Source organism: Mixta sp. Marseille-Q2659, assembly GCF_940807255.1.
Classification (GTDB): domain Bacteria; phylum Pseudomonadota; class Gammaproteobacteria; order Enterobacterales; family Enterobacteriaceae; genus Mixta.
This window is the reverse complement of sequence record NZ_CALNWY010000025.1, coordinates 1-14,607: the sequence shown is the minus strand read 5'-3', so window position 1 is coordinate 14,607 and position 14,607 is coordinate 1. Positions and strand designations below refer to the sequence as shown.

The 14,607-nt window shown below is 56.8% G+C and carries 10 protein-coding genes and 2 pseudogenes; 3 read left to right on the top strand and 9 right to left on the bottom strand.

What is annotated here, in order from left to right:
* Positions 1 to 2: 2 nt before the first annotated feature.
* Together P3C52_RS20955 and P3C52_RS15830 are read right to left on the bottom strand one after the other, a co-directional pair.
* Positions 3 to 512 (bottom strand): SrfA family protein, encoded by a 510-nt coding sequence (locus P3C52_RS20955; RefSeq protein ID WP_343252027.1) that lies wholly within the window; start codon positions 510 to 512, stop codon positions 3 to 5.
* A complete protein-coding gene (locus P3C52_RS15830; RefSeq protein ID WP_343252026.1) occupies positions 446 to 1,363 on the bottom strand; it encodes an SrfA family protein in 918 nt (305 codons plus the stop codon). Before P3C52_RS15830 ends, P3C52_RS20955 begins: the two co-directional genes overlap by 67 nt.
* Positions 1,364 to 2,029: 666 nt before the next feature.
* Between P3C52_RS15830 and P3C52_RS15825 the strand changes: the two genes are divergently transcribed.
* A complete protein-coding gene (locus P3C52_RS15825) occupies positions 2,030 to 2,212 on the top strand; it encodes a general stress protein (protein WP_038626107.1) in 183 nt (60 codons plus the stop codon).
* A 442-nt stretch (positions 2,213 to 2,654) separates the two neighbouring features.
* On the opposite strand, the gene P3C52_RS15820 is transcribed toward P3C52_RS15825, so the two are convergent.
* Positions 2,655 to 3,845: a benzoate/H(+) symporter BenE family transporter gene (locus tag P3C52_RS15820; protein WP_275555918.1), complete on the bottom strand. Its 1,191-nt coding sequence runs from the start codon at positions 3,843 to 3,845 to the stop codon at positions 2,655 to 2,657.
* An 84-nt stretch (positions 3,846 to 3,929) separates the two neighbouring features.
* On the opposite strand from P3C52_RS15820, the gene P3C52_RS15815 reads away from it, so the two are divergent.
* Positions 3,930 to 4,508, top strand: a complete 579-nt coding sequence (locus tag P3C52_RS15815; protein ID WP_275555917.1) for an XRE family transcriptional regulator — start codon at positions 3,930 to 3,932, stop codon at positions 4,506 to 4,508.
* A 78-nt stretch (positions 4,509 to 4,586) separates the two neighbouring features.
* Here P3C52_RS15815 and pqqU read toward each other — a convergent pair whose 3' ends face one another.
* On the bottom strand, positions 4,587 to 6,731 hold the full coding sequence (gene pqqU / locus P3C52_RS15810) for a TonB-dependent receptor PqqU (protein ID WP_275555916.1): 2,145 nt from the start codon (positions 6,729 to 6,731) through the stop codon (positions 4,587 to 4,589).
* 360 nt (positions 6,732 to 7,091) lie between these two features.
* Between pqqU and P3C52_RS15805 the strand changes: the two genes are divergently transcribed.
* A complete protein-coding gene (locus tag P3C52_RS15805) occupies positions 7,092 to 7,961 on the top strand; it encodes an NAD(P)-dependent oxidoreductase (RefSeq protein WP_275555915.1) in 870 nt (289 codons plus the stop codon).
* Between the two features lie 80 nt (positions 7,962 to 8,041).
* Here the strand turns inward: P3C52_RS15805 and P3C52_RS15800 are convergent, their stop codons facing one another.
* From P3C52_RS15800 to P3C52_RS15780, 5 genes and pseudogenes are all read right to left on the bottom strand, one after another.
* A complete protein-coding gene (locus P3C52_RS15800) occupies positions 8,042 to 8,386 on the bottom strand; it encodes a hypothetical protein (RefSeq protein ID WP_275555914.1) in 345 nt (114 codons plus the stop codon).
* A 63-nt stretch (positions 8,387 to 8,449) separates the two neighbouring features.
* Positions 8,450 to 10,659, bottom strand: a pseudogene (locus P3C52_RS15795) (sugar-binding domain-containing protein).
* A complete protein-coding gene (locus P3C52_RS15790) occupies positions 10,656 to 12,776 on the bottom strand; it encodes a response regulator (RefSeq protein WP_275555913.1) in 2,121 nt (706 codons plus the stop codon). Before P3C52_RS15790 ends, P3C52_RS15795 begins: the two are co-directional and overlap by 4 nt.
* A 13-nt stretch (positions 12,777 to 12,789) precedes the next feature.
* A pseudogene (locus P3C52_RS15785) lies at positions 12,790 to 13,350 on the bottom strand (PAS-domain containing protein); the annotation flags it as partial.
* A gap of 33 nt (positions 13,351 to 13,383) precedes the next feature.
* On the bottom strand, positions 13,384 to 14,607 hold a 1,224-nt coding region (locus tag P3C52_RS15780), incomplete at its 5' end, for a DUF3131 domain-containing protein (RefSeq protein WP_275555912.1).

Sequence of the window (14,607 nt, the reverse complement as noted above, 5' to 3'; positions counted from 1 at the left end):
CATTATTTACTCTCACGCTTGATCGATGTTGGATAGACGACATCACTGCCAAATTGTGCTTCACACACGGCGGCGCCATCTCCCTGCTTACAAACCAGCTGCGGCATTTTATAGCGCGTGCCGTTTGCGCAGCGGGCGGTAAAGCGACTGTTGATAATCAAATTGCCGGAACTCATCAGGCCTGCGGTGGTTTCCGCTTTACAGCGCGTGCCGTCGCCCTGAACGATCGTGGCGGTGCCTTTGCCGTCACGGAGCTGATAACGCAGGCTGGGCGCTTTAAAGCCGCGCAGGTTGCCGATCTGAATCGACGCGCGCCAGTTGCCGTCGAGGAACTTAACTGAACCGACGCGTACCGCATCGGGTGGCATCACCAGCGCATCTTTCGCGACCGGCGCTGCAGCGGATGCCGGGGCAGGCGGCGATACAGGGGCCGCCTCCGGCGGCGTCAACACCGCTGCGTTGCTGAGCGGCAGCGTTGCGGAGAGCGCCAGCGTTTTGGCCTGCGTCGCCACCGGATCACCACATGCGGCTTAACTTCCGGCAATTTTTCCGGCTGTTTTTCTGGTGCGGCGGCAACCGGCGCAGGCGCAGGCTGGCGCGGCCAGAAACTCACCGCCAGCCCGGCGGCAACGGCCAGCACTAACGGCGGCACGATCCACAGCAGGCGGCGAGAACCTTTCTTCGGCGCCTTTTGCGGCTCGACGGCAGGCTCGTCACTTAATTCATTAATTGTCTGGTAGGCATTAACCGACGCCGAGGTGACCGCCATCTGCGGCGTGGGCGGCGGGTTTTCTGGCGCGGGCGCGGGCGTGGGCGCGATAACGGGCAACGGCTCCGGTGCGCTAATCAAAGGCTCATCGTTAAGTATCGGCTCCGGCTGCAGCGAAGCGCGCAGGCAATCAAGCGCATCGCTGCGCGAGCGTTTGTCGAGATCGACAAAACCCCAGAACGTCAGCACCGGGCGGCCGCCGACCAGATAAACATATTGGCGATCGGGAAACTGAAAGGCTTTGCTCAGCAGGGCGCCGAACAGTTTTAACGCGGGTTTATCAGCATTCATTGCGCGCTGGCTCATGGCGGCCAACGTTTGTTGATAGCTTTCCAGTTCAGCCAGCGCCTGGCGGCGTTCGCTTTCGCTGGCGGTCAGCCAGGATTTTACCCGGCCATTAAAGGGAGCATACCAGTCGAGACGATCGCCTCGCTCGTTAGCCTGCGGAATGGCCAGGCAGTCAGCGAGTTTTTGCTGCTTGCGCAGGCGTAGCGTCTCGCGTAACTGATGTGCAGAAAGGTAAACCGGCTGCCCGTTTTCGCCTAAAGCCAGGACGGCATCCAGATTTCCGCTGCGTAAAAATGTTTTTGCCACCAGTGAGGGCCCTTATGTGACGCTGCCAGAGGCAGAAAATCATGTGGTATCAGCTATTCGGATGATTTTATCGTTGCATGAGGCAAATCAAACGCCAGAAAAGAGCGCGTATTTGATTGATATTCACCTGACACGGCACATTCCCGGCGCAAGGGAGACAGGTAACTGTTTAGCAAGGCGTTATGGTGCATCAGTATAGCGGAAAAAACGGACATTTCGTCTGAGCCACATCCGCGAGCGTAATAAGGTGCGTCCATCATCAAGCAGTAAAAAAACCGCATTACCGATAATAAAGGGAACGAATTTTCTTTGGTGGCACACCTTTTCCGAGCGGAACCATTTAATCGTCATGATCCACCCCATCCATGAGTAACTATGCATAAGTGTTAACAACAAGGAGATTATCGAAAAAAAAGGGCGCTGCATCTTAATTTTCATAATTTTAAGATTAATCCTAATGAGACAAATGGCATTTGTTTATGGGGATTAATTATTAATTAAAACAACCATGGCATGCGTTTGTACAGGTTCATACAGGGAAATCAGATCCATTAAAAATAGTTGCACTTCGTTATTCAGCTTCTACATTTAATAACGTTGTTACGCTTACTTATCTTTCATGAAAGATAAGTTGACTGCTTGAATGTTAAAAAAAGAGGAATTGTTATGACTCAATATCGTGGTGGTGCAGGTAATTTTGCAAACGATCGGCAGCGCGCATCTGAAGCGGGTAAAAAGGGCGGACAGCGCAGCGGAGGAAACTTCAAAAACAATCCGCAGAAAGCTTCAGAAGCCGGGCGCAAAGGCGGCCAGAACAGCCATGGCGGAGGACGGAAGCCCGCAGAATAAATTCTGACAGCAATTCCATTTTTTAACGCCTTTCACTCCGGCATAATCTGCGTAAATTATGCCGGAGTGATTTTATTATCTTATTTAAGATTGGATATTTATCTTACCGCTCTTTAGCGCTAATTAAATTAGTCACGTCAGAAATAATATCTCATCTAAAAAATCCCCTTCACGGTTTTAATTTCCACTGGATGGCCTGTTAATACATAACGCGCGCCTTCAATAATATATCTGTACAGTGGATGGCAAACTTGTACAATTAATTTTTCCCTCAATTTTGTCCATTTTAAAATAAGCTATTGTTCTGATTAGCGAAGCCGGAGCATCAGCAAAAAGTACGATTTTTCCCTGCCGCCGCAATCTATGGTCAGACGAGTGACAAAGGTGACATTCACGTTGTCTCAGGCCAGGCTCGAAGTCAGCCTGGCTTCAGGCGTAAATATTACGAAACCGCCGAATGCGCTTTCCGCGGCATTAATATCAGCCACGCCACGATACCTGCAATTAATCCCCAAAACGGCGCGCCAACGCCTGCCAGCGAAATACCGGAAGCCGTAACCAAAAAAGTTATTACGGCAGCATCGCGCGTTTCAGCCTGTTGCAGGGCGCGCTGAATACTGCCGGTCAGGGTAGCGAGCAGCGCCAGCCCCGCCAGCGTATGAATCAGCACCGGCGGCAGCGCGGTTAACAGCAGCCCGACGGCGCCGCCAGAGACGCCAGCCAGCAGATAAAACAGGCCAGCAATAGCCGATGCTATCCAGCGCTGGCTGCGATCGGGATGCACCTCATCGCCCATACAGATCGCTGCAGTAATGGCGGCGATACAGACAGAAAAGCCGCCGAACGGCGACAGCAGCAGGGCAAGGAAACCGCTCCAGCCGATCAAAGCCGAAACCGGCGCGTTATAACCCTGTGCCTGAAGCGTAGCTATGCCCGGCGCGTTTTGTGACGCCATCGTCACCAGAAAGAAGGGCAGCCCAACGCCCAGCAGCGCCGGAAGCGAAAAGGCGGGCATGACAAATTGCGGCCAGCTCAGCGCCATAAGCGGCTGGGTAAAATGCAAATCGCCGCGCATCAGCGTCAGCAGCAGCCCCGCCAGCAGCGTAATAATGATCGCATAACGCGGCAGCAGGCGACGCGCCAGTAGCCAGCTTAAACACATGATGCCGCACAGCGGCAGATCAACCTGCAACGCGCCAAAGGCCTCCAGGCCGAAACGCAACAGGATCCCCGCCAGCATCGCTGCCGTAATCGCCTGAGGAATAACTTTCATTAAGCGGGCAAACAGACCGGTCATTCCGCACAGCACGATTAACGCATTGCTAAAGATAAAAATGCCGATGGTTTGCGCCAGCGTTACGCCATCAAGGCTGGTTGCCAACATTGCAGCGCCGGGCGTAGACCAGGCAGTCAGGATCGGCTGGCGATACCAGAGCGAAAAGCCCAGTGAGCTAATGCCCATCGCCAGCCCCAACGCGGTTAACCAGCCGCCGATTTGCTCGACGGACGCGCCAGCTGCTGTCGCGGCCTGATAGATAATGGCGGCGGAACTGGCATAGCCGATAAGCGTGGCGATAAAACCAGCGATAATCATGGGAAAACGGATCTGAAGTACAAACGAGCCTGCTGGCATAGTATTCTCCTGTGCGTTATAGCGCTCATTCTGGCATTGTGCGTTATAACGCACAAGATAACCGACAGCGAAAAGGAGGCGACAGTGGAAACATTGGCGCAGCATCTGGCAGAAACGTTAAAGGCGCTACGGGCGCAGCGTAAATGGAGCCTGACGCAGGCGGCGGAGCAGAGCGGCGTCAGTAAAGCGATGCTGGGGCAGATTGAACGCGGCGAATCCAGCCCGACGGTGGCGACGTTATGGAAAATCGCCACCGGCTTTGCGGTGCCGTTTTCGCTGTTTATTACGCCGCCCTCGCGGTCACCGGCGGTTACGCATTTTCGCGAAGGGGAGCGGCCACCGTTTCGTCAGCAAAATGCGCAAATGCGCGTGACGCCGCTGGCTGATTTCGATCCGCTGCTGGGTTTCGATTTGCTGGCGATAGAATTTAGCGCCGGTGCGTTTAGCGAATCATCGCCGCATGCGCCAGGCGTGACGGAACATGTAGTGGTCATCAGTGGCGCGCTGGAGGTACAGGTTGCGCAGCGCTGGTATTCACTGCGCAGCGGCGAAGTGCTGCGTTTTAACGCTGACGTGCCGCACGCTTATCGCAACAACAGCAGCGAACCCGTGCTGATCCACGATCTTATTCACTATCCGCGCGCGGACGAAACGGCGTGCTGAAAGGGACGGGCCGCCTGCGAAATAACGCGCTGGCTTTTCGTTCGGCGGCCGCGCCGTCATTAGAATTAAGCGTTACCTTTACTGAAATTCCCAGCTAAGCGCAGCGCCCACACCATAATTACGGCCTGGCGCCGGTTCGAAGTAGCGGCCGTTGCCTTCATTAACAATCACCGATCCGACATAGCTGCGGTCAAACAGATTATCCACCCGACCAAATAGATCCAGCACCCAGTTACCAGAGCGGAATTTATAGCCGCCGTTCAGCGCCGTCACCGCATAGGCGGGCGCCTGTTCGCTGTTGCGATCGTTGGTCTGAATTTGGCTCATATAGCGCAGCTCGGCACCGCCATACCAGCCCGCTTCCGGCGCATATTCCAGCGCGGCGAAGGCCATATTGCGCGCAATGCCCGGCAGACGGTTGCCGCGCGATACCTGCTTGTCGGCGCTACAGCTGCTGTCGCCGCACAGGCTGTCGCGATAGGTGGCATCCAGCAGCGTCCATGACATTCGCAGCCGCCAGTCCATTGCGAACTGCTGATCGAGCGCCAGTTCCAGCCCGCGCCGCCGCGTCTGTCCGGCATTTTTATAGCTGCTGCGACCGCCTTCGCTGTTGGCGACCACGATTTCATTTTTCGTATCGGTCTGGAACAGCGCCGCGCTGAATAAGCCGTTGCCGATACGGGCTTTGCTGCCGATCTCCAGCGTATCGCTGGTTGAAGGCTGCAGGTCATTATTCAGACCGCCCTGGTCGTCATTGCGATAGGAAAGCTCGGTAATGGTCGGCGTTTCAAACCCGCGTCCGGCGGAGGCATAAACATTCCACGCATCAGTCACGGCATATTTCAATGCTGCCGCCGGTAGCCAGCGATGATAGCGCGTGGAGCCGCTGCCATCGTCGTTATTGGCGGTAACGTAGTAATCATCATCATCAAAGTTCACGGTACTGAAGCGCACGCCGGCATCCAGCGACAGCTTTGAGGTGAGCTGCCAGGAAGTCTGTAAATAGGGATCGAGGTTCCACATCACGTTGCGTTCGTTACGGCGCAGATTGCCTTTATGACCATATTCCGGCTCGCCGTTTTGCAGAACAAAATTTTCAAATCCTTTACGCCGCTCGGTCATGGTTTCGTAATCAAGGCCGCTGGTCAGCGTAACCGGCACCGTGCCCAGCGCGCCACGGTGCGTCCAGCGCGCGTCAATGCCCTGATAATGACGGGAGAGATCGATCACGCCGCCCGCATGGGTCGGCTTCAGCTGCGGCGCGCGCGGAATCGACTGGTACTGCACCGTTTCGCGTTCGCCCGCCCAGGCCATCAGGCTGAGATCGTCGTTTTCGCTCATCTGCCGCTGATAGCGCAGGCCAGCCTGCGTCTGCTTAATGGTTTTGCGCGTGTTGTACTGCTCACCGCGCGGCGACTGCTGCGGATTATCGTGCCACTCCTCGTCAGTCAGCCCGCCCGCATCCTGTGCTTTAATATCCACGCTGTTAAACAGCAGCGTCAGGGTGCTGACATCGTCGATACGCACGCCCAGCCGGGCATTGCCAAGATTTTTCTGCGCACTGCTGTGATCTCGATAGCCATGCGTACTGAAGCGGGTGCCGGAAACCGTATAGTTAACATCGCCCGGTTGGCTGCCGTCGCCGGTCGCGCCCTGCGCCTTTAAGCCGTAGCGCCAGCTGCCGAAACTGCCATAGTAGCTGCTGGCCTCAACACTGGCGGGCTGTTGGCCTGACTGGGTATCAATATTAATCACGCCGCCGGAGGCGTTGCCGTAAAGAGCGGAGAAGGGGCCGCGCAACACTTCAACGCGATCGACAGAGTTAAGATCGATATTAGAGGTTTGTCCTTGTCCGTCCGGCATGGTCGCCGGAATGCCATCAACATAAATACGCATACCGCGCACGCCGTAGGTGGAGCGCGATCCAAAGCCGCGCACGGAGATTTGTAGATCCTGCGCATAGTTCTGGCGGTTCTGAATCTGCACGCCTGGCAGGCCGGACAAATTTTCCGACAGATTAACGCGCGGCGCGGCCTGACGAATATCATCGCCATTCACCACGCTCACGGCGGCGGGCGTGTCCAGCTCAGAAAGGCCGCCTGCCGAGGCGCTGACGACCATTGTCTCATCACCGGCGGCCCAGGCGTGGGCGCAGCATAGCGCGAGCAGAGTCGGTACAGCCACCAAACGGGCAGGCGAGGCGATAACAGGGGAAATTTTCATAAAAGCGGCATCCTGCGTAAAAGTAATAACTAACCTTCCGTTACATCTGCGCATAATCCTGGCAGGTCTGACATATTTTGCAAAAAATCCTGTACCCGGTTGGACTGTACTGGCCGTTGAGGTGACACAAATGGTTTATGAGGCGACGGGACGTGACAACCGGTCAGGGAAAACTAAATGTCCTTACATGAAGATACATAAATCAGGCCATCCTGTTGAAACCGGTAAATGATCCTCTGGATGACTTATGTAAACATGCCGTTTTCAACGCCGGTCAGCGTCTGTTTTTGCCTGCGGCGTGACGTAACGGCAAAATAGGCCAAAATTAACTGACCTTTCCTGTAAAGAAGGATTTGCATAATGAATCTACATCCCTCGGTGGCTGTATTGGGATTAGGCGCGATGGGTCATGCTTTCGCTGCCAACCTGGTAAAAAATCAGTTTCAGGTGGCGGGCTGGAATCGCACCCGCACGCGCGGCGAGGATCTGGCCGCCAGCGGCATGACGCTGTGCGATACGCCACAGCAGGCGGCGGAGCAGGCGGACGTGGTGCTGGCGATGCTGTCCGACGGTGCGACCACTGAAAGCGTCCTGGCACAAATTATTCCGGCGCTCCGGCAAAACGCTATTTTCTGTCAGATGGGCACCATTGGCGTTGAGGCAACCGATCGGCTGATTGCCCAACTGGCTGAGGCGCGGCCAGACGTGGTGTATATTGATGCGCCGGTTTCCGGCACCAAAGCCCCGGCGGAAAACGCACAAATTCTGATTCTGGCCAGCGGCGAGCAGCAGCGTGCTGAGAAGCTGGAGCCGGTTTTCGCCGCCATCAGCAAAGGCGCACGCTGGCTGGGCGCGGCGGGCGCCGGTTCGCGTATGAAACTGGTGGTTAACGCCTGGCTGATCGCCATGATGCAGGGGCTGGCGGAAAGTACCAGTCTGGCGCAGCAGTTTGGTTTCTCCGCGGAGGATCTCTGGTCGGTACTGGAAGGCGGGCCACTGGCGGCCCCGTACGCCAAAGTGAAGCTGGATACCATCAAGAGCGGCGATTATACGCCGCAAATGCAGCTGGTCTGGGCGTTGAAAGATGCGCAGCTGGCGCTGGACGCTGCCGAGGAACATTCCATGCCGGGGCTGCAAAATATCGCCCAGCTCTGGCAGCGGGCAGTTGAAGCAGGCTATGGCGAGCGGGATCTGGCGGTGATTTACCGCTTTCTGACCGGCAAAGAGTAAAGATAATAACGGCAGATAACGGAAAGTGCGGGCATCAGGAAGTAAAAACAAAAGCGGGCATCAGCCCGCTTTTTACTGCGCTATTCAGCTTTCTGATACTGCTCCAGCGTCACTTTTTTACAGGCTTCGGCGTCACGGTTTTTCTGTTTCACCTCGTCAGGCAGGCTGTTATAAGCCTTTGCCACTTTTTCCGCTTCGTCCTGGTTAAATTCGGGCTTATCCATTGCGTAAGGCGAAGCGCCACGTGCGCTCATCTGTTTCAGTTTTTGCACCAGCGCCTCCTGCGATTGCCCCGTTGCAGGTTGATCCGCAGTCAGGGCGCAAAGTCCTGCAATATAGGTCTGCGCTTCATTACTCGCATCGGTCGCTGCCTGTGCGGTGCCACAGCCTGCTATTAATAACATTACTGCCAGTCGCTTCTTCATTACTGCTCCTTTTGCTCGTACTGCCTCATAAAATCATCCGTTAAGCATAGTCGAGACAAGCGCTTATGGGGCGGCAGCCGGACGCAGGATGAGATGGTTTTTCGCTTTTGTCTGGCCCTGGGCATCATTAATCCAGCTTTTTACTTTCAGCGGCTCCGCCGTGCGCGGCGTCACCGTCAGATCGACCTGCTTCACGCCAGAGTCGGCGGCAATGTCCACCTGACGGCTGCCTTTCTCCAGGGTTTGCGTGCCCTGGCTGACCGTCCAGTTCAGCGTTGCGCCGGGCACGGCCTGCCAGCGATCGTTGACTGTCCACAGGCGTATCTGTCCCGGCTGGCCGGGTTGCCATTTCAGCGTAACTGGTTCGATCGACGGCAACAGCGGCTGATAAGCACGCTGCATCGCGTAATAACCCGCCTTCGGCTGACGCAAATAATCCACCACGCCCCAGTTTATCGACGGCCAGGTTTCCACAAACATAAACTGGAACAGGGCGGTAACCGGCTGAAAGCGCTGACGGCGATAGCTTTCCGCCGCCATTGCCACCAGATCGGCCTGATAGCGCTGCGTGTTGGCAATAAAGGCTTCCATGGTGTCGCCGCGCGAGATTTTGGCAAACTGAAAAGTCTGGATCGGCTGAAAGTTATGATATTTCCAGCTGACCCAGTGCGGGTCGCCCGGCGCGGTGCTGGCTGGCCACCAGTCTTTGCGTGGGATAATGGTTTTGAGCGTGGAGAGACGCGGCAGCGCCTGTGCGCCAAACTCAGTGATAATGCCGGTTTTGGCGGGCTGAAGGACATCGGTCGCCACGCCAAAATACCAACCCTGCCAGTAATGCTCTTCTACGGAAGAGAAGGGATGGACGATGCGCGACTTATCTTCTGCCAGCGTATCCGCCACCTTTTGCATCAAATGACGGTTCAGATTTTTATGCCAGTCGGGAAAACGTTTCTCCATCCACGGCGAGTTAAAGGGCGGTTCATTTTGCCCACCCCAAACCACAATTGATGGTGAATTGCCAAACTGCTCGACCATCTGGCGCGTCTGGCGCGCGGCATTATCGGCAAAGGCCTCGCTGTCGTTATAACCCCATTGCAGCGGCACATCCTGCCAGATCATCATGCCCATCTCATCAGCCTGACGATAAAGCGCGCGTCCGGCGACATGGCCGTGAACGCGAATAGCGTTGCCATTCATGCGCTCCACCAGTGTCAAATCGCGGTGATACTTCTCATCGTTCATGGTGCCGAGCCAGGGCGATCCAATATAGTTGGTGCCGCGCAGGTAGATGCGCTTGCCATTCAGCAGCCAGCCGCGATTCTCCGGCTGTTCCTCTATTTTGCGCAGGCCGGTGCGGCTGCTGAGCCGATCCATTATCCCTTGCTCATCGCTGAGCGTGGCGGTAATGCGGTAAAGGTGTGGCTGACCATAGCCCACTGCCCACCACAGTCTGGCATCCGGCATCGGCAGGGTAAGCGTCAGGCGCTGGCTGCCGTCGCGCTGTGGTGACAACGTCACTTGCTGGCTCTGCTCATAGCGCTGGCCATTAAAGTTATCCGGCGTCGCCCGAACTTTCAGCGTGGCGTTTTTCGCCTGTAAAGCACGCGTAACAATCTCAACTTTCAGCTGTGGATGATCCAAACCCTGCGACCAGTCTGGCCGCAAAATAAGATTATCCATCGTGGCACCACGGCTGAGATGCAGCCGTACCGGTGCCCAAATGCCGCCGGAGTTGGCATCCTGCCCCTGCGGTAACCAGGCGCCGCCTGGCCGCGTATCATGCTGATTCAGAATACCTTTCATTAAGTTTTTGCGCAGCGGCCAGTTCTTCTTCGGATCCTCAAACGGCTGTCCACCCGTACCGCCAGTCGGTTATATTTAGTGACGTTGTCACTAATATCCACTGCAAAGCGTTGAAAGTAACCTTCATGCTGCGCCAGCCGCTGACGGTTAAACCACACTTCCGACTGGTAATCGACGCCATCAAAGATTAGTGTCGTCATCGCATCGTCGGGCAACGGCGGTAAGGAAAACTCGGTGCGATACCAGAGTGCGCCCTGATGATCCCAGCCGGCGCTGTACCAGTTGGCCGGTATGCGCAGTTTGCGCCAGCTGGCATCGCTGCCGCGCCAGCCTGCAAAACTGGGATCGTTGGCATCGTGAGCGCGCCACTGGCCCGCCAGCGACAGGCTTACCGGTGGCTGAACGGGCGGAGGTGCGGCCTGAGCAGTACAACTCAGGCTGAATAACAGAGCGAGCCAGCGTGTTTTCATGATGTCTCCTGTAGCCTGTGTAGCGCCGCCAGAATCTGTTCGCGCTGCGTATCAAGCTGAAGAATGGTCGCTTTGTCATCAAGAGGCTGATTATGGCTGGCTGCCTGTTCCACCTCCTGCAACAGCGTAACAAAAGCGGTAAAGCCGAAGGTCGCCGCCTCGCCGCGCAGCTTATGCGCTACGCGGCGAATCTGCTCCTGATTGTGTTCGCGCAACGCCTGCTGCAGCTCACTTACCAGCCGCGGCACTTCGTTCGCAAACAGGGAGAGCAGCTCTTTAAGCAGATCGGTATCGACGCCCAGCCGGGCGCGCAGGGTTTCCAGCTCCGGCGGCGCTTCTGTTATTAGCTGCGAGGGCGTCTCGGCATTGACGACACGGGCAATTTCGCTCTGTAACGTATCAGGCGAAACCGGCTTGGCGATATAACCGTCAAAACCATGCTGCAAACAAAACTCGCGGTCGCCCTGCATGGCATGGGCGGTCATGGCGATGATTTTCTGCCGTGGCAGCTGTGGATTGCGCGCCTCACGCTCACGAATAAGGGTGGTCGCGCGTTCGCCATCCATTTCCGGCATCTGTAAATCCATCAGGATCAGATCCCAGCGCTGCTGGTCGAGTTTTTCCAGCGCTTCGATGCCGTTACCGACAATTTCAAAGCGATGTCCCATCTTTTGCAGCAGAAAGCCCGCCAGCTTCTGGTTCACCAGATTATCTTCCGCCAGTAAAATAGTGAGCGTGGCATCGTCGGGTTTGATTGCGGGCTCCACGGGCACCACGCGCGCGGGCGCGCTGCTGTCCGGTACGGCCAGCGTCGCCAGCAGCGCATCCTGCAGCTCTTTCTGATCGACCGGCTTACTCAGAAAATGGGTGACGCCGATTTTTTTCAGCTCAGCGGCATCCATAAAGCGGCTCATTGAACTGAGCATAATAATTTTGCTGCCGCTTAATTCGGGGTTGGCCATCAGCTCTTGCGCCAGCGACATGCCATCTTTTTCCGGCATCTGCGCATCCAACAGAATCAGCGGAAAATCGTGGTTTTCCGCCAGCAACGCCAGCGTTTCCGCCGCGCTGCTGGTGGTCATCGGCCGCAGCCCCATATTGCGCAGCATATCGCGCATCAGACGACGGTTGGTGGCGTTATCATCCACCACCAGTACATTCAGGCCGCTGAGTAACGGCGAAGCATGGAAGGGTTCGCTCGGCTGTGCCTGCTCAGGCAGCGGCAGGGAGAAGCTGAACACGCTGCCTTTGCCCGGCTCGCTGTTCACTGTTAACGTGCCGCCCATCATTTCCACCAGCCGCGATGAAATGGTTAGCCCTAAGCCGGTGCCGCCGTAGCGGCGGGTAGTGGAGGCATCGGCCTGACTAAAGGATTCAAAAATCAGCTGCTGTTTTTCCGGCGGAATGCCGATGCCGGTATCGCGCACTTCAATCAGCAGGCGATGCTCCGGCTCGTGCCGCTGCAGCCGCAGCTCAACTTCGCCATGCGGGGTAAATTTCAGCGCATTGCTGACCAGATTAGTCAACACCTGGCGCAGACGCACGCTGTCGCCGCTGATGCTGTGCGGCACCTCCTCGGCGATATTCACCAGCAGTTCGACCGATTTTTCACTGGCGGCGGGCATCAGCGGACGCACGATAGACTGGATAAACGGGCGCAGCTCGAACACTTCTTCGTCGAACTCCATCTTGCCCGCTTCGATTTTTGAAAAGTCGAGAATGTCGTTGATGATGCGCAGCAGCGATTTTGCCGAATGCAGCACCAGCGTCATATAGTCGCGCTGTTCATCGGTCAGCGAGGTATCCAGGCAGAGCTGCGTCATACCGAGAATGCCGTTCATTGGCGTGCGGATTTCATGGCTCATATTGGCGAGAAAGGCGCTTTTCGCCTCGTTAGCCGCCTGTGCGGCGGCGGCGGCCTGCTGCGACAGCCGCTCCGCCTCTTTCCGTTTGGTAATGTCCTGCAGCGTGCCGATGGCACGCTCCATATCGCCGCTGATATTCAGGCTGATTACCTGGCCCGACAGCAACATCCAGCGATAGTCGCCGCTCTGATGCAGCAGGCGGATTTCGCAATCGAAAACCGGCACGCTGTCGTTGCTGGCGCGCTGCAGCATCGAGCGTACGCGCGCGATCGTCCGGGTGCAGCAGCGTTTCAAGAAAGGTGGCGTTGTAATGCCAGGTTTCACGCGGATAGCCGAGCATGGTCAGCAGCGCATCGTTGACCTGCAGAATGTCGGCGCTGACCTGCCAGTCCCAGATGCCGATATGGGTCGATTCCGCCGCCAGCAGAAAATCTTCGTGCAGCTGCTGACGCGATTCGCTGGCCAGGTCGAAATCGGTGAGATCGGTATGCAGCGCGACAATGCCGCCTTCCGGCGTGCGGTTGTGCTGAATAAATATTTTGCGATCGACCAACTGACGCAGTTCGTTGTGGTTATCGATCCGGCTGCGGTTAATCAGGCTGGCGGCGAACTCCGCCTTACTGCGCACATTGTCCGACATATAGGTGGCGTCGGTAAAATCCTCCGCCAGCTCGGTCAGGGTAATGCCGAGGCGCAGCTTATCTCGAATCGATGGATAAAACCGGCTGACCTGCTGATTCCAGCCGACCAGCCGCTCTCTGGCGTCAAAAACAAAAATGGCGGCGCGCAGATAATCAAGTTCGTTGGGCAGTTGACGCTGCGTCATAAGGGCTCCTTGTTACCGGGCCGGTGCAGGATTTCAGGGAACATCTGGCCGCTCCGTAGGTTTTCTGTCCACAGGGAAGCACTGCTGAGGACGGTTAAAGACATCGGAAAGACGCTGCGCGAAATAACTGTTGTCGGTGAGCTGACCGTTGGGCAGCAGCGGCCCCATATTGGCCTTATAGAGCAGCGCCTCCAGCACCGTGGCGTTGGTGGAAAGGGTAATGGCACGGTTGTAGTCGCCGGTCGCCTCGGTGCGGCCTTCATACCAGCCGCGCTGTTCATCATATTGCAGGCGCGTCATGCGCATTAGCGCATCGGTAAAATCGGTATCCCACAGCGCCCATAGTCCGAAAACCGCGCGGGTGGAGACCTGTGCCAGGCGCGGATAATAGTTGCCGTCGTCGCCGAGCGTATTCCAGGCGTAGCCGTTGGCATACAGCGTATCGTTAACGTGCCAGGGGGCGGCGGACAGGTTGAAATCGCTGCGGGCGGTGAGGATTTTTTCACGCAGCCAGCGCTGCTCCTGTGCCTGATAGACCAGGCTGGCGCGCTGGCGCAGCAGCTTGCCGGTTTCGCGCCCGGCGCCCGGCAGATCCCAGCCATACTCCAGACCGCTCAGGGCGTAAGGCATGGTGGTGATGGCGGAAGGCGTCCAGGTGGTGCGCGGATCGCGCGCGTCAATATCGAGCGCCATGCCATAGATAATCACGTGCTGCGCGGGCGGGCGCAGCGACATTTGATTGGGGAATCCCCACAGCCCAAAACCGGCGGCGCTGTATTCGCTGTCGCCCAGCCGGCCTTCCTGACGGGTAATCAACTGGCCGTTTTGCAGTAAACCGGCATACAGCTGTCCTTTATCATCCACGATGCGGCAGAAATTCCAGCGCAGCACCACGCGCTCCAGATATTCGCTCCAGGCGGGATGGCGCACGGCGACAATGCGCAGCGCCATCATCAGCCGCGCAATATCCTGCGACGACCAGCCGATGCTTTTCGGCTGGTTGCTGTAGTCCACCATGGTGTTGTTGCGGGTGTTGTAGAGTCGGTTCGGCAGTCCGGCGCCGGACAGCGGCAGACGATTCAGCGTGCCAATGATGCGCGTCAGCCGTCGCTCAAACTCCGCTTCTTCAATCAGCTTCAGTTCGCGCGCGGCGGTCAGCGCAATCAGGGTATCGCCGATTTGCCAGACGCTGGTAACAGGGCGCTTATCGCTGCCGTTGATCAGGCCGGTTTCCGGTTGGGTATTGTTGTCAAAATC

Bases quoted from the DNA above. Each gene is read 5' to 3' on its own strand.
- P3C52_RS15820 (WP_275555918.1), bottom strand. From the start codon at position 3,845: ATGCCAGCAGGCTCGTTTGTACTTCAGATCCGTTTTCCCATGATTATC.
- P3C52_RS15800 (WP_275555914.1), bottom strand. From the start codon at position 8,386: ATGAAGAAGCGACTGGCAGTAATGTTATTAATAGCAGGCTGTGGCACC.
- pqqU (WP_275555916.1), bottom strand. From the start codon at position 6,731: ATGAAAATTTCCCCTGTTATCGCCTCGCCTGCCCGTTTGGTGGCTGTA.
- P3C52_RS15825 (WP_038626107.1), top strand. From the start codon at position 2,030: ATGACTCAATATCGTGGTGGTGCAGGTAATTTTGCAAACGATCGGCAG.
- P3C52_RS15805 (WP_275555915.1), top strand. From the start codon at position 7,092: ATGAATCTACATCCCTCGGTGGCTGTATTGGGATTAGGCGCGATGGGT.
- P3C52_RS15790 (WP_275555913.1), bottom strand. From the start codon at position 12,776: ATGCTGCAGCGCGCCAGCAACGACAGCGTGCCGGTTTTCGATTGCGAA.